We start from the raw sequence: 23,884 nt of genomic DNA, 5'->3' as shown, positions 1-23,884 counted from the left end.
GTCGCCGCTGATGGTGCTGTTCGGCGCTACCACGGTCGCCAACGATCCGGAGGTGGGCGCGCGGCGGGTACGGGAGCGCATTCCGGGGGCCGAGGTCGAGATCTACCCGGGCGTGGGTCACGAGATGCTGTGGGCCATTCCCGAACAGGTGATTCCGCGGTTCCTCGACTTCGTGAACGAGCACGATCGGGTCCGGGCCTGAGCGGTAGCGGACGCTGACGGCCAGGCCCGGGGGCGCGGCCGTCAGCGCGTCGAGCTGCTCAGTCCGCGGCCGGCGCCTGCCTCGGTAGCAGGAAGACGACTACGCCCGCGATGACCGCTGCGCCGAACGTCGCGAAGGACGCGACGGCAAAGGCGTGCCCGGCGGCGGCGACCCTGCCGACCGCGTCGGGGTGGAACGAACCGAAGAAGATCGCTCCGATCACGGCAACGCCCAGCGCTCCGCCACACTGCTGAGCCGTGGACAGGGCACCCGACGCGACACCGGCCGACTCCGGCCGCACGCGGCTCAGCACCGTGTTGAGCGCCGGCGTAATGACCAGTCCGCCACCGATACTCTGCAGCACAAGGGTGGGGATGACGAGCAGCGGAGTGATTCGCGGGCCGGCCGTCAGCAGCAGTCCCGTCGCCAGATAGCCGCTCGCCATGACGATCGCCCCGATCTCGAGGACGCGGCGCCCATATGTCGGGATGGTCCGGCTCGCCACCATGCTGAACACGAAGAACGCGATGGCTGCCGGCGTGTAGACCAGGCCCGCGCCGACCGCGGACATCCCGAGGCCCTGTTGCATCGTGACCGACAGGGCCAGGTAGTAGGAGTAGATCAGCGCGTACAGCGCGAGGACGAGCACGATCCCGAGCGAGAACGAGCGCTGCCGGAACAATGTGAGCGGTACCAGCGGATCCCCGCCGCGCCGTTCCAGATTCCGCTCGATCGCGACGAACACCCCGAAAGCGATGGCGCTGCCCGCGAAGCAGGCCCACACCCAGCCGGGCCAGCCCGCCTGCTGTCCCTGAATCAGCGGCAGCACCAGTAGGAGCAGGGCGGTACTCAGCACCACGACGCCGGGCAGATCCAGCTTCCGGGTGGCGGTCGCGCCGGTCGCCGGTACGGAGCGCACGGCCAGCCCGAACAGGACGATTCCGATCGGCACGTTCACCCAGAACACCAGCCGCCAGCCGGAGTCGAAAAGGTTTGCGCCGATGAGCATTCCACCGATGACCTGCCCGCCGATGGTGGCGATCCCCATGACGATGCCGAGCACGCCGTAGACGCTGTGCCGCCGCGCCGCCGGCACCAGCACCGTGACGTAAGCGAACACCTGCGGAACCATCAGAGCGGCACCCAGACCCTGGATGACCCGCGCGGCGATCAGGCTGCCCGCGGTCGGAGACAGCGCACACGCCACCGAGGACAGGGTGAACAGCGCCACCCCGAACAGGAAGACGCGTTTGCGGCCGTACAGGTCGGCCAGGCGCGTAGCGGTAATGATGAAGACCGCATAGCTGAGTTGATAACCGGCCAGCACCCATTGGACTTCGCCGGCGGAGGCATGCAGGTCCGCCACGATCGACGGGGCGGCGACCACGACGATGAACGAGTCGAGGACCGCTATGAACAAGGCGGCCAGGACAATCGATACCGTTATCCAGGGAATGGCTTCAGCGTCCTGCGCCAGGATCGGCCGACCGGCTGAGTGCTGAGTGACTGCCACGATGAGAACCTCTTCAATTGTCGGGGTTCGGCGCTTTCAGTTGCGCCCGAGCGAATTCGCCAGCTTCTTGACCAACTCGGCCGCCATCACGGCCTGACCGGAGGTCGAGAAGTGGATGCGGTCCGCGCTGAGCAGGTTGGCACGGTCGTTGACCGGGTGGTCCCACATGTCGACCACGAGGGCGTCGTACTCGGCCGCCAGCCCGCCCACGATCTCGTTGACCGCGGCGACCCGCTCAGGCCAGTCCGGGAAGACCGGGACGACATAGGCTCGGCCGAGCGTGAATGTGGTGAGCAGCGCGCCGGTCTGCTTCGCCAGGTCGTACATCTGGCGCAGTGTCCGCTCGATCTCGTCGAAGTCCGGTGTGCGCCGTGCGATGTCGTTGGCCCCGCAGGGCAGGTGAACCAGGTCCGGGGAGAACTCGAGCAGGCGGGCGGCCTGATTCTCGAGCGTCTGCGCGGTCGTCGCCCCGACCTCGGAGACATTGAGGTAGTCCAGGTCCGGCCGGACCGTCCGCAGGATCTCGGCCACCCGGTCCGGCCAGCCCTCGTCCCGGTAGCCCGGTGTGGGATCGCCGATTCCCGCCGAAAGGCTGTCTCCCACAACGGCATACCTCCCCCACGGAGCCCCGGCCAGCAGTGCGACGGCATCCGCTCGGTCCAGACAGAACGGATCGGTCGCCTCGGTGAAGACGTGTTGTTCCATGCAGAAAACAATACGTCCGCCCGTATGTATAACTCAAGAGGATCCGTCCCATACGCACCGGACCCCGGCGCGACTGGTCGGTCGGTTTCGAAATGCCCAGGCGCGCAGGCCATGCAGAGTCGACGGTTCGGGTACGACGAAGCGCCTGTGCCGAAAGGCGGCCCAGCACAGGAGTGCACATTGTTGCTGCGCATTCGCCGATGGATCGCTATTCTGGATGGAGCCGAAGGTGAGCTTGTGAAACCATCAGCGCCCCAAAGGGATCGGAGGCGTTGACGTGCGCACGTCGTGGCCATTGTGTTCGTATGTCCAAGTTGCGACGGGTCCGGAATCGAAGCGCAGTCACGCGGCAAATGCAGAGCTCTCACAGATCGCGCAGTGACACACCGCGTTCGGCCCGAGATCGATCGAGACGGGTACGAGCGAAGAGGTTCCAGCCCAGACAGGAGACGAGCCATGACGATCACGCCGGAAGCCATCGCCCTCACCGGCCCGGGAAGCGGGGCTCGCATCAATTCACCGCAGACGGAGTCGGCGGACAACGATCTGGACGTCCACCTACGTACGCTACGGCGACGTGTTCCGCACCTGATCGGATCCGCAGTGGCCTCGAGCGACGGCCTGCTGGTGGCCGACGATCTCCCGGATGCCATAGAAGCCACCGGCATTGCGGCACTGACCGCGGCGCTGCTGTCGGTGTCGCTGACCTTCGCGGCTGCCACCCATGGCGCCGATCTGCACGAGGTGGTCCTCGACAGCGGCGTAGGTCATGTGGTGGTCTACCGCGCCGGCCCCATCGCCTGCCTGGCCCTCCTCACGGGCGCCGACGCCACGCTGGCCCGTGTTCATCTGGAAGCCCGCCCGGTGGTCCGCGCCATCGCCGCGACCCTGGCGCCGGCCCATCACGACTGACGGCACCTGAATTCCACCGATCGATGACTTCACACGGAAAGGGAGACACATGTCGAATCTGGATGTGGCACTGAAGGACATGATGACCATCGACGGGGCGCTCGGCGCCGCGATCGTCGACTACAGCAGCGGGATGACCCTCGGCACCGCCGGCGGATCCCGATCCCTGGACCTGCAGCTCGGCGCGGCCGGCAATACCGAGGTGGTCCGCGCCAAGATGCGCACCATCGAACAGCTCGGCCTCGACGAAGGGATCGAGGACATCCTGATCACCCTGACCGGTCAGTACCATCTGCTGCGCCCGCTGAGCGCGCACCCGGCGAGTCGCCTGTTCCTCTATCTCGCCCTCGACCGCATCCGCGGCAACCTGGCCCTGGCCCGTCACCAGCTCCGCAAGATCGACGAAGAACTCGACATCTGAAGAACTCCATCGAACATATGTTCGGAACTGTGGTAGGTTATTCGGCATGTCGACGCCTTGGCAGGGATCACTTCTGGACGGCTTCGGGGAAGTGGAACTCGGTGCGCTGCAGGGGATACGGCGCACCGAGCTCGGCGACGGCGCTTGGGTGGATGTGCTGCCGGGCTGGTTGAGCGGCGCCGACGTGCTGTTCGAACGGCTCGTCACGGAGGTGCCGTGGCGTGCGGATCGGCGGGCCATGTACGACCGGATGGTGGATGTGCCGCGGCTGCTGTGCTTCTACGAGGCGGGGCGGGAGCTACCGGATCCGGTACTCGTCGAGGCACGGGAGGCGTTGAGCGCGCATTACTCCGCTGAACTGGGCGAGCCGTTCACCACCGCGGGCCTGTGCTACTACCGCGACGGAAACGACAGCGTCGCCTGGCACGGGGACACCTTCGGGCGCGGCGCCACCGACGACACCATGGTGGCCATCGTCTCGGTGGGCGCGGCGCGCGCCCTGCTGCTGCGCCCGCGCGGCGGCGGGGCGAGCGTGCGGTATCCCCTCGGGCACGGGGATCTCATCGTCATGGGCGGCTCCTGCCAGCGCACCTGGGAGCACGCGATACCCAAGACCAGACGGCCGGTGGGGCCGCGCATCAGCATTCAATTCCGCCCGCGCGGCGTCCGATAACGAGGGGTCCGGACGCCGCGCACACTCCCCCGCACCCGAGGGGCGTAGGCGGCATTCCGGCCGGATACTCCGGTCAGGCGCGGCGAGCGAAGTCCGGGACCGGTTCGGGAATCACACCCCGCGCCACCAGGAAGGCCGGGAGGCTGCGGATCACCGGGATACGGCGGAAGATTTTCAATGCCACGGGCGTTTCGCGCGAATTCGAGACGTTCAGCCGGCCCCCGACCGCGGGGCGCACGATCTGGGTGTGGGCGAAGCGCTGCATGCCCTGGATAACGACGGTCGGCAGCATCCGGCGACGCTGCACGCGGGCCAGATCCGCGGTGGTCACGGTGTGCGACAACAGTTTCGGGGCGAGTATGCGGGCCGTCGCGATCGCGTCCTGCACCGCCAGGTTGATGCCGACCCCGCCGATCGGTGACATGGCGTGGGCGGCGTCGCCGATGCACAGCAGCCCGTCGGTGTACCAGCGGTCGAGCCGATCCAGCTTGACGTTCAGCAGTTTCACCTCGTCCCAGCTCCGGAGCGCGTCGGTCCGGTCGGCCAGCCACGGCACCACCGCGGCCAGGCTGCGCATGATCTCCGCGACCGGGTGCCGCGCACGCAGTTCCGCGTCGCTGCCCTTGGCGATGAGGGTGGCGCTCTGCCAGAAGTCGCCGCGATCGAACATGACCACCATGCGATGGGCGCTGACCACCGGAACGAGTCCGGCCGGGTCGGTACTGTTGCGCGGGATCCGGAACCACCAGGCATCGAACGGCGTCGGCCATTCCCGTACGCTCAGGCCCGCGGCCGCGCGCAACACCGACGAGCGGCCGTCGCAGGCCACCGTCAGATCGGCCCGAATCTCGCCGGTCACACCGTCTTTCGTGCGATAGCGGACACCGGCCACCACGCCGTTCTCGCGCACCAGATCGACCGCCTCGGTGTTCATCCGCAGCCGGAAGGCCGGTTCGGCATCGCCGGCGCGGGCCAGCAGATCCAGCAGATCCCACTGCGGCACCATGGCCACATACTTGTGCCGGCCGGGAAGGTGGGAGAAGCTCGCCAGCGGCTCCATGCGTCCGCCGATCGGGATCTGCACGGTGTCCAGCCGCCGTTGCGGCAGTTTCGCGAAGTCCTCGCGCAGGCCCAGGGCGTCGATGAGGTCCAGGGTGGTCGGGTGCACGGTGTCGCCGCGAAAGTCGCGCAGGAAGTCACCGTGTTTCTCCAGCACCGTGACCTCGATACCACCGCGGGCCAGCATCAACCCCAGGAACATTCCCGCCGGTCCCCCGCCGACGATCAGACAGGTCGTACGTTCCATCGGGACCTCCCGAGCCGTTGACCACGGTCACCCTCGATGGTAAGCCGAGTGCGGCTCGGGCACAGTCGCTTCGCCGCCCTGAGCTAGCGGTCGCGGTAGAGCACGAAGAAGTAGGGTTCGGTCAATCCGCGCTTGTCCATCACACCCAGCAGGGTGTCCGCGTCGACCCTGCGGAAGATGTCGATGATCGGCAGATCGTCGTAGATCATTGCGGCGCTGGTCTTTCCGCGGAATTCCAGATTCCGCAGGCGGGCGCGTGGAGTCCGGGTCCGCAGCACCGGCCGCAGCACCCCGAGTGACCGGCGCACCGGTTTCAGCGTGTCGACCGGCACCTTTCCCGCCAGGAACAGGGGCACCCGCTGCGGATCCACCGGGAAGATGTCCCCGGACGGATCGGAGAACAGCAGCGGCTGCACGCTGTCGGCGCTGTCGAATTGCTTACCGTACCAGCCGCTTTCCACCAGCATCCCGTCCCAGGGATGCCCGGTCGCCACCTCGGCCCCGCGCCACCGCCCGGTGGTGATCTCCTCGACCCGCACCGCCGGCAGACTGTCGAACAACTCCCAGGCCCGTGCGGCCGTGCCGTCCCCTGCCATCAGCGCCCGCAGCCGCAGCGCGCCATCCGTGGCCGACTCGGCGGCAACCATCATGATCTCCTCGATGAGAGCAAATGACACAATTTCTCTCACTGTATCCGGCGGCCCTTGCTCACACCACACCTAGGCTGGCGTCATGCCGACGCCGCTGCCCGCCCACATCGCCGCCGCCAACCGCCTCACCGCCCGCTGGTGCGCCGCCGCCGGGACCGGGGACTTCGCACTGTCCGGCTGCGGCGTCTGGCCGCTGCTCGCCCTGCTGGCCTCCGCCGCCGACGAGCCCGGACGCAGCGAACTCGCCACGGCCACCGGCATTTCCGCCGCCGACGGCCACGACCGGGCGCTGGATCTGCTGCGCACACTGGCCGAGGCCGACTCGGTCTCGGCGGCACTCGGCCTCTGGGTCCGGCGGGACCTGCCGCTGCGCCCGGAGTGGTCGCGACGACTGCCGGCGGGAACCGTGGAGACCCTCACCGATCAGGCCGCGCTCGATGCCTGGGCGAGCGGCCACACCGACGGCCTGATCGAGAAGTTCCCGCTGCCGATCGACGCCGCGACGGCCCTGGTGCTCGCCACCGCGCTGGTCGCTCGCACCCGATGGGAGGACCCCTTCCGCCGGACCACCATGGAGGTCACCGACGGACCGTGGCGCGGGCACAGCGGTCCCGCTCTGCGCCGGTTCTCGTCGCGCCCACAGCACGCGAGCGTACTCGGCGCCGGTACGGCGGTGACCCGCGTAATCGTCTACGGCGCAGAAGATCTCGACGTACACCTGCTCCTGGGGGAGGGCACGCCGGGCACGGTTCTGACGACCGGCCTCGACGCACTGGAGGGCACCATCCCGATCCGGACGGACCTGCCCGCAGGCACCGAAGCACCCGGACTGAGAGTGCAGGCCGTGCCCGATCACGAACAGGGCGACAGCATGGAAACCCTGTTGCCGCCCTTCGAGATTCGCAGCCTGCACAACCTGATCGACCAGTCGGCACTGTTCGGCCTGACCACGGTGACCGACAGTGCGCGCGGCCATTTCCCGGCGATGTCGGCGCGCCCGCTCTACGTCGACCAGGCGGCGCAGGACGTGTTCGCGCGCTTCACCGAGACCGGGTTCGATGCCGCCGCGGTCACCGCGCTGTCGATGAACCTGGGCAGCGCCCGGTTCCCCAGACCCGCGCACACCGTGCTGCACACCACGGTGACGTTCGACCGCCCGTTCGGATTCCTGGCCGTGCACCGGCCCACCGGACTGGCCGTCGTCGCCGGATGGGTCGCGCACCCCGGTCGCTGACGACAAGGCCCGCCCGCCAGGCTTTTTGTCGAAACTACAAAAAGTTACTCCGAACCTCTGGTGCGCATCGTTTTAGTCATCTAGCCTAAAACCATGACGACAGCACGAGAGACCGCCGAGAGCATTCGGGCGGCCCGGCGGCCCGAGGATCTGTTCGGTGCTGCCGCAACGGATTCCGCGGCCCGGCAGGACGCCCGGCGGCGCTACCACCGGCTGGCGGGGGTCGTGCACCCCGATCGGGTGGAGGCCATCGATTCCGGCATCGCGGGGGTCGCGTTCGCACGGCTGGCCGAGCTGTACCGGCGGTGGCTGGAACTGGACGAGCCCGCCTTCGAGGTCACCGGCGCACATGGGACGTACCCGGTGGGTGCGCTGCACGCATCGGGCTCGGTCGCGAATGTGTACCGCAGCGGCTCGGACCGGGTCGTGAAGATCCCGCGCCGGGCGGCGGCCAACCGGCTGCTGTCCGGGGAGCGAAATGCCTTGCGCGACATCGCGATCGTGGCCGCGGAGCACGAATGGCCGGCGCCGTACTTCCCCGAGCTGGTCGATACTGTCGACCAGCTGGACTCCGCGACCGGCGAGCAGCGCACGGTGAACGTGCTCGGCGCGCTCACCGGGGAGTTCGTGACGCTCGAGGAGGTCCGGGCCGCCTACCCCGGTGGCCTGGACCCGCGCGACTACGCCTGGATGCATCGCCGGCTGCTGCGCTGCCTGGCCGGCGCACAGCTGGCGGGGTGGGTGCACACCGCCATCAGCCCGGCCAATGTGCTGGTGCATCCGCGCCTGCACGGAATCGTGCTGGCGGGCTGGTCTTTCGCGACCCGGCCCGGGAATCCGGCGGCGGCCACGCTGAAGTCGCTCGACTATCCGCCGGAGATCCGCGACGCGGTCTCCCCCGCCACCGATGTCCACCTCGCGCATCGCCTGATGCTCATCATGCTCGGCGACCGCGCACCCGCGGCCCTGCGGTCCTACGCCACGGGGTGCCTGCAATCCGATCCACGGCTGCGGCCCGACGCCGCGGACCTGCTCGGGGAATTCGACGATCTGCTCGACCGGCTCTACGGGAAGCGCCGCTTCCGGCCCTTCGAGCTCACGAAAGGTAAGTGATAGCAATGGGTTACGGACGCTGGGACGACAGTGCCTACGACGCGGCGCGGACCTTCCGCGCGGCGAAGGGGCTCGACGACTTCGGCTACACCGCGGATATGCGGTCGGTGCCGTGGGATCAGTGGAAGGCGCACCCCACCCTGGACCCGTTCGGGGTGGACAAGCGGGAGTCGCGGGACTCCGACGACCACGGCAACTCGCTGCCCATCGCGGTGCTGTTCGACGTCACCGGATCCATGGGCAGGGTGCCCCGCATCATGCAGGAGAAGCTGGCCAAACTGCACGGGCTGTTGCAGCGCAAGGGTTATGCGGAGGATCCGCAGATCCTGTTCGGGGCCATCGGCGACGCCGACAGCGACCGGGTGCCGCTGCAGGTCGGGCAGTTCGAATCCGACAACCGGATGGACGAGCAGCTGCGGCTCATCCTGCTGGAGGGCGGCGGTGGCGGGCAGAAGTCCGAAAGTTACGAGCTGGCAGCGTATTTCATCGCCCGGTACACCGCCACCGACGCGTGGGACAAGCGGGGCCGCAAGGGCTACCTGTTCATCGTCGGCGACGAGCTGAACAAGAAGCGGCTGGCCGCTCGCCACCTTCGCGCCGTCATCGGCGACGACGTCGACCACGACATCTCGGTCGAGTCGATCTACCGCGAGCTGGCCGACCGCTGGCACGTGCACTACATCCTGCCCAATCAGTCCAGCTACTACCGGGATCCGGAGATCGCCGAGCACTGGCAGGGGCTGCTGGGTGAGCGGTTCCTGCGGCTCGACGATCCGGCCGCGGTGTGCGAGCTCATCGCCCTGACCATCGGCATCGCCGAGGACCGCATCGATCTCGGGGCGGGGCTGGCCGATCTGCGCGATATCGGATCGACCAGCGAGGCCGACGCGGTCGGCAAGGCCCTCGCACCGCTGGGCGGCGCCCGGCGCGGACGCAGCGTCGGGGCGCTGCCGGCCGCCACCGGGACCGACGACGTGGATCTCTGACCGGATCCGATAGACGAAGGGACACAACATGTTCGGCGACAGCCACCTGATCGTGGTGGACCTGGGCTTCGGCGATGCCGGCAAGGGCGCCACCGTGGACTGGCTGTGCTCACCGCAGGCCGGGCTCGACGTGGCCGCTGTGGTGCGGTTCAACGGCGGGGCGCAGGCCGCCCACAATGTGGTCGCCGATGGCCGCCACCACACCTTCCACCAGTTCGGGTCCGGCACCCTGTCACGGGTGCCGACCCTGCTGTCGCAGCACATGCTGGTGGAACCGCTGGCCCTGGCCGCCGAGGCGCGCGAACTCGCCGCGCTCGGCGTCGCCGATCCGCTGTCCCTGCTCTACGTGGACGAGCGGGCCCTGCTCACCACGCCGATCCACGGAGCCGCCAACCGTTGCCGGGAGGATACGAGGGGTACCGCCCGGCACGGTTCGTGCGGCATCGGCATCGGCGAGACGGCGAGCTACGCGCTCGGCCACGACGCGCCCCGGGTCGCCGACTGCCGGCGACCGGAGGTGTTGCGGCGCAAACTGATCGCGCTCGAGGAACACTACGGGCCGCTGCTCGCGGGCGGACGGCACCGCTACGACCCGATCGACGATCTGGTCGCGGTGTACACCGCGTTCGCCCGGGCCGTGGCCATTCTGCCGGGCGAACAGCTCGCCGCATTCTCGCGTCAGGGCCGGCTCGTGTTCGAAGGCGCGCAAGGGGTGCTGCTCGACGAGTGGCGCGGCACCCACCCGTACACCACCTGGTCGACCGTCGAACCCCGGCACGCGCGCGCCATGCTGGCGCGCCTCGGCGCGCCCGGCTACGTGCTCGGCGTGACCCGCGCGTACATGACCAGGCACGGGGCCGGTCCCTTCCCGACCGAGGACCCGGCGCTCGCGATTGCGGAGCCGCACAATGGAACCGGCGAATACCAGGGCGCGTTCCGGCGCGGGCACCTCGATCCCCTGCTGCTCCGCTACGCCGCCGAAGCCTGCGGCGGGATCGACGGCGTGGTCGTCAACCACCTCGACGCCCTCGGCGACATCCGCACCGCCACCGGCTATCTCACCCCGGACGGCTGCGTCGACCGGCTGGCATGCGGAGTCTGGCAGGACCTCGGCCACCAGCGGCGGCTCACCGATCTCCTCGCCGCCGCCACCCCGGCCCTGGCCGACCTGCCCGCCGACGTGCCCGGCTACCTCGAGGCCGAACTCGGCGCGCCCGTGGTGCTCACCGCGCGCGGGCCGGACCGAGCCGATCGCACGCTCCGGATCCCGGCTCAGGCATGATTGTCCATTTGTGGAGCAACAATCCGCAGTGTCGATCGACGTGATCACCCTGCGCTACGGACCCGACGACCCCGCCGCCGCCCTCGGCATCGCGCCCCGGCGGTGGGAACCCTTCGCCGGTGAACTCGCGCTGCCGGGTGTGCTGCTCGGCCTCGGCGAACGCCTGGCCGAGGCCGCCCACCGCGCGGTCCACACCAAACTCGGGGTACCGGCCGACGCCATCCTCGCCGTCGGGCAGGTCGCCACCTTCGATGAGCCGCACCGCGATCCGCGCGGGCCGACACTGTCCATCGCCATGTGGGCCGTGGTCGGCCCGCACGGGAACGACAGCGCGACCTGGGTCCCGTTCGACGCCGTCCCGCATCTGGCCTTCGACCACAACCAGATCGTCGCCGCCGCCCGCGCCCGACTGGCCGAGATGCTCTGGAAAGACCTGACATTCACCCGCGCCCTGACCGGCGACCAGTTCACCGCCACCAGAGCCGTCGACCTCACCACCGCCCTGCACGGCGCGAAACCGGACCCCGGCAACCTCAACCGGACCCTGGCCGCCCTCCCCGGGCTCTCCCGCACCGGCGAACGGGTTCGTGTCAAGGCCACCGGCCGCCCCGCCGCCGTCTGGTCCTTCACCTAACCGACCGGACCCGGCCGGGACGCCTCGGACTGCGGCAGCACTGCTCGGCTCGCGAACCGGGCCGCACCCCACCGAAATTCGCGGCGGGCACAACCGGCCCGGCGCACTGTTGCCGAGCAGCCGGTCAGGGGATCAGCACCAGGCGGCCACGCAGGCCGCCTGCGGCGAGCCGGTGGTGGGCGTCGGCGACCCGGTCGAGGGGCAGGGTGCCGGCGACGCGCGGGGTCAGGCGGCCCGCGTCCACCAGGGCGGCCAGCTCGGCGAGACGGGGACCGTCGGCGCGAATCCAGGTGTTGGCGATTCGGATTCCGCGCAAACCCGCCGGTTCCGCGCCACCCACGACGGCCGCGAACGCACCCCCGGAGCGGACCGCGTCGAGAGCCTCGGCGCCCAGGGACGCGGCGTCCACCGCGCCGTCGGCACCGCCCGGGACCAGGGCACGCACCGCCTCGCCCAAGCGTGCGCCGCGCGGGACGAAGAATTCCGCGCCGAGTTTGCGGACCAGGTCCTCGTCCGGCGCGGCGGCGGTCGCCACCACCCGAAGGCCCTGGGCCACAGCCAGTTCCACCGCGAAGCCGCCGACCGCACCGGCGGCGCCGGTGATCAGCACGGTCTGCCCGGCGGTGAGCGCGAGCGCGTCCAGGGACTGCACGGCGGTCAGGGCATTCAGGGGTATCGTCGCCGCCTCGACCGCGGAAGCACGGCGCGGGGCGAGCGCGACGGCCGCGGCGTCCAGGACGACGAAATCCGCCTGCGCGCCCAGTGGCACGTCCAGGCGGTCCGACAGCCCGTACACCTGGTCACCGAGCGCGAAATCCGGGACGCCGGAACCGATCTCGTCGATCGTGCCGGCAACGTCCCAGCCGAGGCCGATCACGTCGCGCGGCACCATCAGGCCCGCCTGTGCCAGACCGCCCGAGCGGGTGTGCAGGTCCACCGGATTCACCCCGGCGGCGGTCACCCGAATCCGCACCTGCCCGGGACCCGGCGACGGCACCGGCACGTCGGCCTGCTCCAGCACCTCGGGGCCTCCGAACGAACGAATCACCACGGCACGCATGCGAAATCTCCTCTGCTGAACGGTTTTCCCACCCAGCAGGAAACGTACGGAGTGTTACTCTCCGTCGGGAAGTACGCACCTCGGAGTGCGTACCGTACGCGAGGGAGAGCCATGGCGACCAAGACCGCGGCCCAGCGGCGCACCGAAGCCCGCCGCGCCTACGACGCCTACATCCAGGAATGCCCCTCCCGGCACCTGCTCGACCGCATCAGCGACAAATGGGTGAGCCTGCTGCTCACCGCGCTCGCAGGCGGACCCCGCCGCTACAGCGACCTGTCCCGCATCGTCGCGGGCGTCAGCCAGAAGATGCTCACCCAGACCCTGCGCACCATGGAACGGGACGGGCTGGTCAGCCGCGCGGTCACCGCCTCGGTGCCGGTCCGGGTCGACTACGAGCTCACCGAACTCGGCCGCAGCCTGCTCCCGGTCATGCAGGCGATCAAGAGCTGGGCCGAGACCCACATCGAAGACGTCCTCGCCGCCCGCGAACGCTACGACAGCAACCCGAACTGACCTGGACCGTTACCACTCGGGCACATCCGTCACCCCGCAGGCAGATCCCTCGCAGCTCCGGCATATCCGTTGCGACCCGGGCAGATCCGTCGCAACTCGGGCAGATCGGTTGCGGCTCAGGCACATCCACTTCGACTCGGCGAATTCGCTGCGGCTCTGGCGAATTCGCTGCGACTCGGGCGAATCCCCAATCAGGCAGGTCCGTAGTCTCACGCAGATCCGCCGAGGACCGACTGAACGAGCTGCCGGACGGCTTCGAGGAGCCGGTCCTTCTGGCCGTTGCGGACCAGGTAGGGCACCAGGTCACCACCCAGGGGCGCGAGCAGCAACCCGCCGACCACATCGGCGTCGAGATCGGGGCGGACCTCGCGGAGCAGGCTGCTGATGTGGGCGGCCCAGAAGGCGTGAAGTTCCTCGGCACGTGGATGCGGGGGGATTGCCCGATAGGCGACCGAGATCTCGATGTCGTCGGCGACCAGACGGGTCATGGCATCGAAGTAGGCCAGTAGGCGCTCCCCGGCCCGAGCGCCCGGACCGAGCGGCGGCGGACCCGACCGCACGGCCTCCATCAGCTCGAACGCACCCTCGGCCATCAGTTCGTGCAGCAGGCCGGCGCGGCTGCCGAAGCGGTGGAAGAGCGTGCCCTTGGCCACCCCGGCCGCTGCCGCGATCCGTTCCATCGTGGCGGCTTCGGCCCCCTCCTCGGCGAACAGCTTCCGCGCCGCCGCCAGGATTGCCTGCCGGTTGCGCGCAGCATCGGCGCGTTCCTTGGGCCGGTCCATATCACCACTTTCATTGACAACTTGACCGACGGTCAATATCTTCGCAGACACATCTTGACCGTCAGTCAACTTATGAGAGGTTTTCAATGCACGCAATCCTATTGACCGGTCCCGGCGCACCCGACGTCCTGGTGGCGAGCGAGGTGCCCGCGCCGCGCCCGCAGGCCGGGGAGATCCTGGTGCACACCGAGGCGATTCCGGTGCTGTTCCCGGAGACCATGCTGCGGTCGGGCGCGTTCCCGCTGCCGGTGGAGTTCCCGATCGTCTTCGGCACCCAGGCCGCGGGCGTCATCGCCGAGGTCGGCGCGGGCGTGGACCCGGCGCTGATCGGGCAGCGAGCGGTGGTGAGCAGCAACAGTTTCGGCACCTATGCCGAGCAGGTCTGCGTTCCGGTGGAGACGGCGACCGCGATCCCGGACGGCCTGGGCACCGTCGAGGCGGCGGCGGTCGCCATGAGCGGGTCGGTCGCGATCCCGCTGCTGGAGACCGCGCGGCTCACCGGCACCGAAACCGTCCTGATCGAGGCGGCCGCGACCGGTGTCGGCGCCTATCTCACCCAGCTGGCCAAGGAGTACGGCGCCGCGCGAGTGATCGCCACCGCGGGCGGGGCCGAAAAGGCCGGGCAGGCACGCGAATTCGGCGCGGACATCGTCGTCGACCATCACATTCCCGGCTGGACCGAACAACTGCGCGAGATGCTCGGCGGCACAACGCTGGACGTCGTGTTCGACTCGATCGGCGGCGAATCCGCCCTGGCCCTACTGGATCTCATGACGCCGCTGCGCGGCCGCATGCTCAGCTACGGCTTCCTGTCCGGCGCGCCCGCACAGGTCGGCGCCATGGACCTGATCATGCGCGGCCTCACCCTGATCGGCTGCTCCGGACCGGACTGGCTGGCGGGGGTCGCCGCTGCGCGCGCCGCGGCACTGCATCGCGCCGCGACGGGATCACTGACCCCGCTCGTCGACCGCGTGCTACCGCTCGACCAGGCCGCCCACGCCCATCAGCTGCTGGCCGACCGGGCGGCCAAGGGCACGATCGTGCTGCGTCCCGCCGGGGCGTGACGAAAGTCCGGATCAGCCGGTGATTTCCCACTCGTAGACGGTGAGTTCCGAAGCGCCCGTAGTGTGAATCGGGTCGGTCTGGATCAGTTCCTGTGCGGCAGCCAGGTTTTCGGCGGTGATCACGTACGCGCCGCCGCTGCCATCGGTGAATTTGCCGGTTTCCACCAGCTGTCCGCGCTCGCGGACAGCCGTCAGCCAGTCCTTGTGCGGGACGATGACGGAGTCGTCGAAGCGCGGGGTGCGCATGGCCATCACGAGATACTTGCGCACCCTGCGCTTCTCCTTCGAACTACTTCTCGTCGTCGGCGACGACGGTGGCGCGGGTCGCGGCCGCGGCCGCCCGCACCTGCGGGGCCACCTGGACCACCTGCCCGAGCACACCATTGATGAACGACGGCGAATCGTCGGTGGAGAGCTCCTTGGCCAGCTCCACCGCCTCGTCGACCGCCACCACCGGCGGAACGTCGTTGCCGTGGAACAACTCCCACACCGCCACCCGCAGGATGGCGCGGTCCACGGCGGGCAGCCGCCCCAGCGTCCAGTCCTGCAGGTACGACTCGATGGTGCCGTCCACCCGGTCCAGATCGTCGGCGACGCCTTCGACCAGGACCCGGGTGTAGGGGTTCACCGGCGCCACCGACTCCTCACGCACCGCCAGCGAGACACGCTCGGACAGCAGATCCGCGGGATCGATATCGCGGGCCTCCGCCTCGAAGAGCAGATCCACCGCGCGCCGGCGCGCCTTGTGCCGTGCGCCGAGCTTCTTGAACGACTTCTTGTCCGATTGATCGGCCACGAAAGACATTATCCGTCGCGTCAGTTGTTGACGCGGCTGATGTAGCTGCCGTCGCGGGTGTCGATGCGCAGCTTGTCACCCTGGTTGATGAACAGCGGCACCTGCACCTCGGCGCCGGTCTCCACGGTGGCGGGCTTGGTGCCGGCCGAGGAGCGGTCGCCCTGCAGGCCCGGCTCGGTGTGGGTGACGATCACGTCGATGGCGACCGGGAGCTCGACGAACAGCGCCTCGCCCTCGTGCATGGCGATCTGCACGGCCATGTTCTCCAGCAGGAAGCCCGCGTTGCGGCCCAGCAGCTGCTCGCTCAGGTGGATCTGGTCGTAGGTGTCGCCGTCCATGAAGATGTAGTCCTGACCATCGTGGTACAGGTACGTCATGTCGCGACGGTCGACGGTCGCGGTCTCCACCTTGACGCCCGCGTTGAAGGTCTTGTCGACGACCTTGCCCGAGACCACGTTCTTCAGCTTGGTGCGCACGAAGGCGGGACCCTTACCCGGCTTCACATGCTGGAACTCGACGATCTGCTGCAGCTGATTGTCGATCTTCAGCACGAGGCCGTTCTTGAAGTCGCTGGTGTCCGCCACTGTCCTCGGATCTCCTACTAGTCGGTCGAACCGCGCGTCAGTCGACGACGGTCAGGTCTTTGCTGGTGCGGGTGAGCAGCTCCGGGCCCCCTTGGCGAACCACGAGTGTGTCCTCGATCCGGACACCACCGCGGCCGGGGAAGTACACACCTGGCTCGACGGTCACCGCCACGCCATCCAGCAGTGTACCCGTGCCGGTTTTGGCTATTCCGGGCGCTTCGTGAATCTGCAGGCCCACACCGTGCCCGAGGCCGTGCACGAACAGCTCACCGTGCCCGGCGGCCTCGATCACCGCGCGCGACGCCGCGTCCACCGCCTTGGTCGAGACGCCCGGGGTCAGGGCCTCACGGCCGGCCTGCTGCGCCCGCTGGACCAGGTCGTAGACCTCGCGCTGCCAGTCCGTGGGGGCACCCAGCACGAAGGTGCGGGTCATGTCGGAGTGGTAGCCGCCGACCACCGCACCGAAGTCGAGCTTCACGAAATCACCGGTGGCCAGCACCGACCCGGTCGGGCGATGATGCGGGACAGCCGAATTCGCGCCCGCGGCCACGATGGTCTCGAAGGCGACCGCCTCCGCGCCGTGCTCGAACATGAGCCACTCCAGCTCCCGGGCCACCTCCCGCTCGGTGCGGCCGGGACGCAGCCCGCCGCGCTCGAGCAGGGTGGCCAGGGCCGCGTCGGCGGCGTCGCAGGCCGCGCGCAGCTGCTCGACCTCGAAGTCGTCCTTCACCATGCGCAACTGCTCGACCAGCCCCGAGATCGCGACCAGGTCCAGGCCGGTGCCCAGCGCGGACAGGCCGCGATGCTGTTCGACGGTGACCACGTGGCTCTCGAAACCGACCCGGCCGGTCTGCCACTCCCCCGCGATCTCCATGACGCGGCGGGCACTGGCCCGGTTGATCTCGGCGCGCAAATCGGGCACCTGCACACCGACCTGGGTGAGGTAGCGGCCGTCGGTGCAGATGAGGGTGCGGTCCTCGCTGGAATCCCAGGCGTACACCAGCAGCGCGGCGTTGGACCCGGTGAAACCGGTCAGATACCGGATATTGATCAGGTCCGTGACCAGCAGGGCATCGACGCGGTTCTCCACCAGCAGATTGCGCAGGCTGGCCCTGCGCAACGCGTAGTCGGGGCGCCGGACCGGATCGTGATCAGCAGACATGCGTCAAAGCTACCGCCGACACGCCGCAACACCGACACGCAACACGTGAACGACCTGGTAATGGAACCCAGGCTGTTCACATCGCAAGCGGTTCTCCACATTTCGCGATCACGCCCCCCACACCGGCCGCCGTCGCGCGATCCTCGATCCATGTCTCCGTTGCCGGTCCTGCTGCTGACCCTGTGGTGCGTCGCCCTGAGCGTCTGCGATCTGCGCAGCCGGCGGCTACCGAACATCCTCACCCTGCCCGGCGCCGCGCTCGTGCTCGGCTACGGATGCGCCACGGGCAGGCCGGCACTCGCGGTCTCCGGCGCCCTGCTGCTGGCCGTTCCCTACCTGTTCGTCCACCTCTGCTGCCCGCGCGCCCTCGGCGCGGGCGACGTCAAACTCGCCTTCGGTCTAGGGGCGGCGACAGCCCTCTGCGGCGCCCAGACCTGGTCCTGGGCAGCATTGGCCGCGCCGATGCTCACCACCGCCGCCGGCCTGGGCGGCATGCTCGGGCATCGACTGCCGATCCCGGGCGCGGGTGGGCGGGCGGTCGTCGCCGGGACGCTCGCGCACGGGCCCGCGATGTGTGCCGCGAGCATGGTGGCGGTGGTGGCCGTGCGCTGACATCGGGCTATGCACGGGCCGTGTGTTCGAGCACCCCTGTTGTCATGGAAAGATGTCACTCGTGTTGCGCTGGATAACTGCCGGAGAATCCCATGGTCCTGCTCTCGTCACCATCCTCGAGGGGATGGTGGCCGGTGTCGAGGTGACCTCCGCCGAGATCGGCGCGCAGCTGGCCCGGCGACGGCTCGGGTACGGGCGCGGCGCGCGGATGAAGTTCGAGGCCGACGTGGTCACCATGGTCGGCGGCGTGCGCCACGGCCGCACCATGGGCGGCCCGGTCGCCATCGAGGTGGCGAACTCGGAGTGGCCCAAGTGGACCCAGGTCATGTCCGCCGATCCGGTGGACGAGGCCGAGCTCGCGGACCTCGCCCGCAACGCCCCCCTCACCCGTCCCCGTCCGGGCCACGCCGACTACTCGGGCATGCTCAAGTACGGCTTCGACGACGCCCGCAACGTCCTGGAGCGGGCCAGCGCCCGCGAGACCGCGGCGCGGGTCGCGGCGGGCACCGTGGCCAAGAACTTCCTGCGCCAGGCGCTCGGCGTCGAGGTGATCTCGCACGTGGTGTCCATCGGCGCCGCCGCGAACACCACCGGCGTGGTCCCGACCGCCGCGGATCTGGACGCCATCGACGAGTCGCCGGTGCGCGCGTTCGACAAGGACGCCGAGGCGGCCATGATCGCCGAGATCGAGGCGGCCAAGAAGGACGGCGACACCCTGGGCGGTGTGGTCGAGGTCGTGATCGAGGGCCTGCCGGTGGGCCTGGGCTCGTTCACCTCCGGTGAGGCGCGCCTGGATTCGCGGCTGGCGGCCGCGCTCATGGGCATTCAGGCCATCAAGGGTGTCGAGGTGGGCGACGGTTTCGAGACCGCCCGCCGCCGCGGCAGCCAGGCCCACGACGAGATGCGGCCGGGCCCCGACGGCGTGCTGCGCTCCACCAACCGCGCGGGCGGCCTGGAGGGCGGCATGACCAATGGCGAGGCGCTGCGCGTGCGCGCGGCCATGAAGCCGATCTCGACCGTGCCGCGGGCGCTGTCGACGGTCGACATGTCCTCCGGCGAGGAGGCCGTCGCCATCCACCAGCGCTCGGATGTGTGCGCGGTGCCCGCGGCCGGTGTGGTCGCCGAGGCGATGGTGGCGCTGGTCGTGGCGCAGGCCGTGCTGGACAAGTTCGGCGGCGACTCGCTGCCCGAGACCGTCGACAACATCCACGCCTACCTGAAGCGGATCAACGCCCGCCCGCACATCCCGGGCCACGCCGGGCAGTGACCGCTGACGACAGCGCGGTGTCCGGAGAGCACGAACCCACCGCGGCGGCCGGTGAAACCGACCGGCCCGCAATCAGTCTGGTGCTGGTCGGCCCGCCGGGCGCGGGCAAGTCCACCATCGGGCGCAAGCTGGCCCGGGAACTCGGCGTGGACCTCTACGACACCGACGCCGGGATCGAGCAGCGCGCCGGGCGCACGATTCCGGAGATCTTCGCCGAGGACGGCGAGCCGGAGTTCCGCCGCATGGAGGAGGAGGTCGTCCGTGACGCCGTCCTCGCCGGGCACGGCGTGGTCTCGCTCGGCGGCGGCTCGGTGCTCTCGGCCGCGACCCGCGCCCTGCTGCACGACCGTACCGTCGTCTACCTGGAAATCAGTGTGGGCGAAGGGCTGCGCCGCACCGGCGCCAGCACCAACCGCCCGCTGCTGAACGGCGACGACCCCGCCAAGAAGTACCGCGAGCTGATGAAGATCCGCCGCCCCCTCTACCGCGAGGTGGCGACCGTGCGAGTGCGCACCGACGGCCGCAGCCCCGGCCGCGTCGTCCGCATGATCCTGGCCAAGCTCGGGCTGGAACCGATTGCGCGCCCGGAGGATTCGGGCACCGAGACCGCCACCGTCGAGCCCGGCGTCAGCTCCCGCTCGCGCGCCCGCCGCAAACGCCGCCGCGGCGGCCGGGGCCGCGGCGAGAACAGGCCGGGCGACGGCACGAATACGACTGCCGCCGAAGCCGATTCGTCCCCGGCCACCGAGGCGCGCAACGGCCAGGGCTCCCCTGCCTCGCCCGCCGACGCGGCCGAGGCCCCCGAGGGCGCGAAACGCTCTCGGCGCAACCGGCGTTCGCGCCGCCGCGGCGGCCGCACCACCGCGGCCGCTCCACTCCCGCCGAATGCGGAGACCACCCTCGGCGAGGCGGTCGCGCCGCCCGCCGCCGCGTCAGGGAACGCATCCCCTGACCGGTCCAGCGAGCCCGCGGTGGCCGACGCTGTAGGTGGTGGATCCGGAGCAGTGGGTGCGCGTACCGGCGGACGCCGTCGCCGCGCCTCCCGCATCGCCGGTGCGCCCTCGAGTTCCGCTGCCGGTGGCCAGAATTCGCCCCGCACCGCCACTCCGGCCGGAGCGGCCGACACGGCCGCCCCTAACACACCCGCCGCGCCGTCGGATGCGGCCCGCGTACCCGGCGCCGTCGCCGCGCCCGGCAGCGGACGCTCGCGTCGTGCCCGGGCCCGACGGGCCCGGGCACGCGCCCGCGAGCAGGAGCACACGCCGGCCGACGGCCCGGTTCCCGGTGCCACTTCCCCTGCGGTGGAGGGAGGTTCGTGATCCTGAGCGCACCATCGCGCGCCACGGGCACGCGCCGCCGATCCGATCGACAACTTCCCCGCACCACGGGGTCACGCTATTCCCCGCCGCTGGGCGGGACCATTCACGGAGGAGTCCTATGAGCGAGCCGACTCGCATCGAGGTCCGCACGGCCGACCCGTACCCGGTGATCATCGGCCGGGGGCTGCTGGGCGACCTGGTCGACCAGGTGACCGGCCGGTCCGGCGTGCGGACCGTGGCGATCTTCTACCAGCCGCCGCTGGCCGAGACCGCCGAGGTGGTGCGGAAGGCCCTCGCCGACAAGGGCATCGACGCGCACCGGGTGGAGATCCCCGACGCCGAGGCCGGTAAGGACCTGCAGGTCGCGGGCTTCTGCTGGGAGGTGCTCGGCCGCATCGGGCTGACCCGCAAGGACGTGATCGTGAGCCTGGGCGGCGGCGCGGCCACCGACCTGGCCGGTTTCGTGGCCGCCACCTGGATGCGCGGCGTGGACATCGTGCACGTGCCGACCACGCTGCTGGCCATGGTGGACGCCGCGGTGGGCGGCAAGACCGGCATCAATACCGAGGCGGGCAAGAACCTGGTCGGCAGTTTCCACGAGCCTGCCGCGGTCATGGTGGACCTGGCCACGCTGGAGACGGTGCCGCGCAACGAGATCGTGGCGGGCATGGCCGAGATCATCAAGGCCGGTTTCATCGCCGACCCGGTGATCCTGGAGCTGGTGGAACGCGACCCGCAGGCCGCCCTGGACCCGACCGGCGACGTGCTGCCCGAGCTCATCCGCCGCGCCATCCAGGTCAAGGCCGATGTGGTGGCCGCCGACCTCAAGGAATCGAATCTGCGCGAGATCCTCAACTACGGCCACACCCTCGGCCACGCCATCGAGCGCCGGGAGCGGTACCGCTGGCGGCACGGCGCGGCCGTCTCGGTGGGCCTGGTCTTCGCGGCCGAATTGGGCCGCCTGGCAGGCCGTCTCGACGACGCCACCGCCGAGCGGCACCGCACCATCCTGGACAGCATCGGCCTCCCCACCACCTACGACGCCGATGCGCTGCCGCAGCTGATGGACGCCATGCAGACCGACAAGAAGACCCGTTCGGGCGTGCTGCGTTTCGTGGTGCTCGACGGCCTGGCCAAGCCGGGTCGGCTGGAGGGCCCGGATCCGAGCCTGCTGGCCGCGGCCTACTCGGCCATCGCCCGCGAGGACGGCCCGACCGGCGGCGCGATTCTGCTGTAGGGCACTACGGCTTTCCTCTCAGCGCCCGCCGCCGGACTCCGGCAGCGGGCGCTGCCGTCGGTGCCCCCGGATACGAAAAACCCCGCGCCACCCGATCGGTGGCGCGGGGTCGAGCGCGGACGGGAGCCTCAGACGGCGGCGGGCTGCGGGTTGGGCGCGGTGCCGGCGGGGGTGCCGGACTGCTTCTTGCCGTCCCGGCCGGCCAGCCAGCGGCCGAGGGCGACGCCGAGCACGCCCGGGATGAAGATGAGCAGCACGATGAAGGACGCGGCCGAGGTGATATTGAAGACCAGACCCTGATCGCCCAGGTCGAAGCCCGGAACGAAGTCGAGGATCCAGGCGGCCAGGCCGGAGCCCAGGCCACCGGCGAGCGCGGCCTTGAGCCAGCGCATGGTCAGATCGGTGCCGCGCTCGGGATCGGCATTGGCGCGCCGATCGGCGCGGCCGTCCAGTACGCCCCACACGACCACCGAGCCGACCAGCACGATCAGGCACAGGATCCGCATCCAGGCGCCCGTGGTCGGCCAGTACCTCATGCCGAAACCGAGCAGGGCCTCCAGCACAACGGTCAGCGCCCCCAAGCCCACGGCGCGCAACACCCACGCATTCATGACGATCACCTTAACCTGCGCGGCCGCCCGGCCGAACCGAATGAATTGAAACTTGTTCCAGAACCATAGCCGGAGCGGGGCCGCGGGACACACCCGGGCCCGGCACGCTGCTACAAAGACAGCGTGAGCATCGAAGCCGTCGCCCTGCTTCAGGATCCGATCCGCAAGCGGCTCTACGACTACGTCGCGGCCGCCGACCACGACGTGAGCCGGGACGAAGCGGCCGCGGCCGTCGAGATCAAACGGCCGCTGGCCGCCTTCCATCTCGACAAGCTCACCGAGGCGGGACTGCTGGACGCGGTGTTCCGCCGCCCGGAAGGCCGCACCGGGCCCGGTTCGGGACGGCCCGCCAAGTTCTATCGCCGCGCCGACGCGGAGTTCGCGATCACGCTGCCGGCCCGCGACTATCGCACGGTCGCAACGATTCTCGCCGAGGTGGTCGAGCACGAGGGCTTCGAGGACGCCATCGCGAGGGCCGCCGCCGCGCACGGGCCGGCCCTCGCGGGCCCTGATCTGTTCGAGGCGCTGCGTGAGCGCGGCTACGAGCCCTACCTCGACGGCAACGCGATCCGCCTGCGCAACTGCCCTTTTCACCGCCTCGCCGTGGACTTCCCGCCGCTGGTCTGCGGCATGAATCTGGCGCTGCTGGCAGGTCCGGCGGCCGAGGCAGGCTGGACCGCGCGGATGGACCCGGCGCCAGGCCGATGCTGCGTAAGTTTTTCTAAAACCAATGGAGACTAGTTATAGTCGAGAAATGCACCTCGCACAGCTGAACATCGGGCGCATGGTCGCCCCCGAAGGCGATCCCCGGGTCGCCGAATTCTTCTCGGCCCTCGACGAGATCAATGCCGTCGCCGAATCCTCCCCCGGCTTCGTCTGGCGCATGGTGGACGGCGAATCCAACAACGCCACCTCCCTGCGCCCGTACCACGGCGAGCCGGACATGCTGGTGAACATGAGCGTGTGGGAATCGCGGGAAGCGTTGTTCGACTACGTCTATCGCAGCGGCCACATGGACTACGTGCGCCGCCGCCGGGAATGGTTCACCCCGCTGCGCGAGGTCTTCACAGTGCTGTGGTGGGTGCCGGAGGGCATGCTGCCCACGCTCGCCGACGCCATGGCGCGACTGGACCATCTGCGTGAGAACGGGCCGACGCCTTACGCTTTCACCTTCCGGCAGGCCTTCGAACCGGAAACGGCCGCGGAAACATCCGCGGCCGTTCTCGATTAGTGGGTCACATCCGTG

Annotated in this window: 27 protein-coding genes and 1 pseudogene; 17 read left to right on the top strand and 11 right to left on the bottom strand. The window is 69.8% G+C overall.

Going from position 1 to position 23,884, the window contains the following annotated elements:
- Positions 1-10: 10 nt before the first annotated feature.
- The gene (locus ACFXHE_RS26170; protein WP_379387076.1) at positions 11-202 is read left to right on the top strand and encodes an alpha/beta fold hydrolase; all 192 of its coding nucleotides are present in this window, start codon (positions 11-13) and stop codon (positions 200-202) included.
- Between the two features lie 58 nt (positions 203-260).
- Here ACFXHE_RS26170 and ACFXHE_RS26165 read toward each other — a convergent pair whose 3' ends face one another.
- A complete protein-coding gene (locus tag ACFXHE_RS26165; RefSeq protein ID WP_379387074.1) occupies positions 261-1,715 on the bottom strand; it encodes an MFS transporter in 1,455 nt (484 codons plus the stop codon).
- Between the two features lie 36 nt (positions 1,716-1,751).
- A complete protein-coding gene (locus ACFXHE_RS26160; protein WP_379387072.1) occupies positions 1,752-2,420 on the bottom strand; it encodes an SGNH/GDSL hydrolase family protein in 669 nt (222 codons plus the stop codon).
- A gap of 456 nt (positions 2,421-2,876) precedes the next feature.
- Between ACFXHE_RS26160 and ACFXHE_RS26155 the strand changes: the two genes are divergently transcribed.
- From ACFXHE_RS26155 to ACFXHE_RS26145, 3 genes are read left to right on the top strand one after another with little or no spacing between them, the layout of a single operon-like run.
- Complete coding sequence (locus ACFXHE_RS26155; protein WP_379387070.1) at positions 2,877-3,332, top strand: roadblock/LC7 domain-containing protein; 456 nt, start codon at positions 2,877-2,879, stop codon at positions 3,330-3,332.
- 49 nt (positions 3,333-3,381) lie between these two features.
- On the top strand, positions 3,382-3,753 hold the full coding sequence (locus ACFXHE_RS26150) for a hypothetical protein (protein ID WP_354837374.1): 372 nt from the start codon (positions 3,382-3,384) through the stop codon (positions 3,751-3,753).
- A 46-nt stretch (positions 3,754-3,799) separates the two neighbouring features.
- Positions 3,800-4,426, top strand: a complete 627-nt coding sequence (locus tag ACFXHE_RS26145; protein ID WP_379387068.1) for an alpha-ketoglutarate-dependent dioxygenase AlkB — start codon at positions 3,800-3,802, stop codon at positions 4,424-4,426.
- Between the two features lie 73 nt (positions 4,427-4,499).
- On the opposite strand, the gene ACFXHE_RS26140 is transcribed toward ACFXHE_RS26145, so the two are convergent.
- Both ACFXHE_RS26140 and ACFXHE_RS26135 read right to left on the bottom strand, forming a co-directional pair.
- The gene (locus ACFXHE_RS26140) at positions 4,500-5,732 is read right to left on the bottom strand and encodes an FAD-dependent oxidoreductase (protein WP_379387067.1); all 1,233 of its coding nucleotides are present in this window, start codon (positions 5,730-5,732) and stop codon (positions 4,500-4,502) included.
- 83 nt (positions 5,733-5,815) lie between these two features.
- Positions 5,816-6,328: a DUF4334 domain-containing protein gene (locus ACFXHE_RS26135; RefSeq protein ID WP_379387246.1), complete on the bottom strand. Its 513-nt coding sequence runs from the start codon at positions 6,326-6,328 to the stop codon at positions 5,816-5,818.
- Positions 6,329-6,464: 136 nt separating this feature from the next.
- On the opposite strand from ACFXHE_RS26135, the gene ACFXHE_RS26130 reads away from it, so the two are divergent.
- The 5 genes from ACFXHE_RS26130 (at position 6,465) to ACFXHE_RS26110 (ending at position 11,631) form a co-directional block, all read left to right on the top strand.
- On the top strand, positions 6,465-7,616 hold the full coding sequence (locus tag ACFXHE_RS26130) for a serpin family protein (RefSeq protein ID WP_379387065.1): 1,152 nt from the start codon (positions 6,465-6,467) through the stop codon (positions 7,614-7,616).
- 93 nt (positions 7,617-7,709) lie between these two features.
- Complete coding sequence (locus ACFXHE_RS26125) at positions 7,710-8,729, top strand: hypothetical protein (RefSeq protein ID WP_379387063.1); 1,020 nt, start codon at positions 7,710-7,712, stop codon at positions 8,727-8,729.
- A 5-nt stretch (positions 8,730-8,734) separates the two neighbouring features.
- Positions 8,735-9,715: a hypothetical protein gene (locus ACFXHE_RS26120; RefSeq protein ID WP_379387062.1), complete on the top strand. Its 981-nt coding sequence runs from the start codon at positions 8,735-8,737 to the stop codon at positions 9,713-9,715.
- A gap of 28 nt (positions 9,716-9,743) precedes the next feature.
- Positions 9,744-10,997: an adenylosuccinate synthetase gene (locus tag ACFXHE_RS26115; RefSeq protein ID WP_379387060.1), complete on the top strand. Its 1,254-nt coding sequence runs from the start codon at positions 9,744-9,746 to the stop codon at positions 10,995-10,997.
- Positions 10,998-11,025: 28 nt separating this feature from the next.
- Complete coding sequence (locus ACFXHE_RS26110; protein WP_379387058.1) at positions 11,026-11,631, top strand: NUDIX domain-containing protein; 606 nt, start codon at positions 11,026-11,028, stop codon at positions 11,629-11,631.
- Positions 11,632-11,755: 124 nt separating this feature from the next.
- Here ACFXHE_RS26110 and ACFXHE_RS26105 read toward each other — a convergent pair whose 3' ends face one another.
- Positions 11,756-12,691 carry an NADP-dependent oxidoreductase gene (locus ACFXHE_RS26105; RefSeq protein ID WP_379387057.1) on the bottom strand — a complete coding sequence of 312 codons (936 nt, stop codon included), beginning with the start codon at positions 12,689-12,691 and terminating at the stop codon, positions 11,756-11,758.
- A 111-nt stretch (positions 12,692-12,802) separates the two neighbouring features.
- Between ACFXHE_RS26105 and ACFXHE_RS26100 the strand changes: the two genes are divergently transcribed.
- Positions 12,803-13,204: a winged helix-turn-helix transcriptional regulator gene (locus ACFXHE_RS26100; RefSeq protein WP_379387055.1), complete on the top strand. Its 402-nt coding sequence runs from the start codon at positions 12,803-12,805 to the stop codon at positions 13,202-13,204.
- 209 nt (positions 13,205-13,413) lie between these two features.
- On the opposite strand, the gene ACFXHE_RS26095 is transcribed toward ACFXHE_RS26100, so the two are convergent.
- Positions 13,414-13,986 (bottom strand): TetR/AcrR family transcriptional regulator, encoded by a 573-nt coding sequence (locus ACFXHE_RS26095; protein WP_379387053.1) that lies wholly within the window; start codon positions 13,984-13,986, stop codon positions 13,414-13,416.
- Positions 13,987-14,072: 86 nt separating this feature from the next.
- Between ACFXHE_RS26095 and ACFXHE_RS26090 the strand changes: the two genes are divergently transcribed.
- On the top strand, positions 14,073-15,050 hold the full coding sequence (locus ACFXHE_RS26090; RefSeq protein ID WP_379387052.1) for a zinc-binding alcohol dehydrogenase family protein: 978 nt from the start codon (positions 14,073-14,075) through the stop codon (positions 15,048-15,050).
- Between the two features lie 12 nt (positions 15,051-15,062).
- Here ACFXHE_RS26090 and ACFXHE_RS26085 read toward each other — a convergent pair whose 3' ends face one another.
- Genes ACFXHE_RS26085 through ACFXHE_RS26070 form a run of 4 tightly spaced genes read right to left on the bottom strand, consistent with a single transcriptional unit; the run spans position 15,063 to position 17,592 of the window.
- The gene (locus ACFXHE_RS26085; protein ID WP_379387050.1) at positions 15,063-15,320 is read right to left on the bottom strand and encodes a YciI family protein; all 258 of its coding nucleotides are present in this window, start codon (positions 15,318-15,320) and stop codon (positions 15,063-15,065) included.
- Positions 15,321-15,339: 19 nt separating this feature from the next.
- A complete protein-coding gene (gene nusB / locus ACFXHE_RS26080) occupies positions 15,340-15,846 on the bottom strand; it encodes a transcription antitermination factor NusB (protein ID WP_379387049.1) in 507 nt (168 codons plus the stop codon).
- A 20-nt stretch (positions 15,847-15,866) separates the two neighbouring features.
- Positions 15,867-16,430: an elongation factor P gene (gene efp / locus ACFXHE_RS26075; protein WP_354837343.1), complete on the bottom strand. Its 564-nt coding sequence runs from the start codon at positions 16,428-16,430 to the stop codon at positions 15,867-15,869.
- Positions 16,431-16,467: 37 nt separating this feature from the next.
- Complete coding sequence (locus ACFXHE_RS26070; protein WP_379387046.1) at positions 16,468-17,592, bottom strand: M24 family metallopeptidase; 1,125 nt, start codon at positions 17,590-17,592, stop codon at positions 16,468-16,470.
- A gap of 150 nt (positions 17,593-17,742) precedes the next feature.
- Here ACFXHE_RS26070 and ACFXHE_RS26065 point away from each other — a divergent pair, with 150 nt between their 5' ends.
- The 4 genes and pseudogenes from ACFXHE_RS26065 (at position 17,743) to aroB (ending at position 22,027) form a co-directional block, all read left to right on the top strand.
- The gene (locus tag ACFXHE_RS26065; protein ID WP_379387044.1) at positions 17,743-18,204 is read left to right on the top strand and encodes a prepilin peptidase; all 462 of its coding nucleotides are present in this window, start codon (positions 17,743-17,745) and stop codon (positions 18,202-18,204) included.
- 61 nt (positions 18,205-18,265) lie between these two features.
- Positions 18,266-19,471 (top strand): chorismate synthase, encoded by a 1,206-nt coding sequence (gene aroC / locus ACFXHE_RS26060; RefSeq protein WP_379387245.1) that lies wholly within the window; start codon positions 18,266-18,268, stop codon positions 19,469-19,471.
- A 71-nt stretch (positions 19,472-19,542) separates the two neighbouring features.
- Positions 19,543-20,034: pseudogene (locus ACFXHE_RS26055) on the top strand (shikimate kinase); the annotation flags it as partial.
- 874 nt (positions 20,035-20,908) lie between these two features.
- The gene (gene aroB, locus ACFXHE_RS26050; RefSeq protein ID WP_354837335.1) at positions 20,909-22,027 is read left to right on the top strand and encodes a 3-dehydroquinate synthase; all 1,119 of its coding nucleotides are present in this window, start codon (positions 20,909-20,911) and stop codon (positions 22,025-22,027) included.
- 128 nt (positions 22,028-22,155) lie between these two features.
- Here aroB and ACFXHE_RS26045 read toward each other — a convergent pair whose 3' ends face one another.
- A complete protein-coding gene (locus tag ACFXHE_RS26045; RefSeq protein WP_379387042.1) occupies positions 22,156-22,638 on the bottom strand; it encodes a B-4DMT family transporter in 483 nt (160 codons plus the stop codon).
- Between the two features lie 123 nt (positions 22,639-22,761).
- On the opposite strand from ACFXHE_RS26045, the gene ACFXHE_RS26040 reads away from it, so the two are divergent.
- A complete protein-coding gene (locus ACFXHE_RS26040; RefSeq protein ID WP_379387040.1) occupies positions 22,762-23,379 on the top strand; it encodes a helix-turn-helix transcriptional regulator in 618 nt (205 codons plus the stop codon).
- Between the two features lie 13 nt (positions 23,380-23,392).
- A complete protein-coding gene (locus tag ACFXHE_RS26035; protein WP_379387038.1) occupies positions 23,393-23,869 on the top strand; it encodes a DUF3291 domain-containing protein in 477 nt (158 codons plus the stop codon).
- Positions 23,870-23,884 lie beyond the last annotated feature (15 nt).

This window comes from Nocardia sp. NPDC059229 (genome assembly GCF_042754165.1).
In the GTDB taxonomy this organism is placed as follows: domain Bacteria; phylum Actinomycetota; class Actinomycetes; order Mycobacteriales; family Mycobacteriaceae; genus Nocardia.
This window is presented reverse-complemented; position numbering and strand designations above follow the sequence as displayed.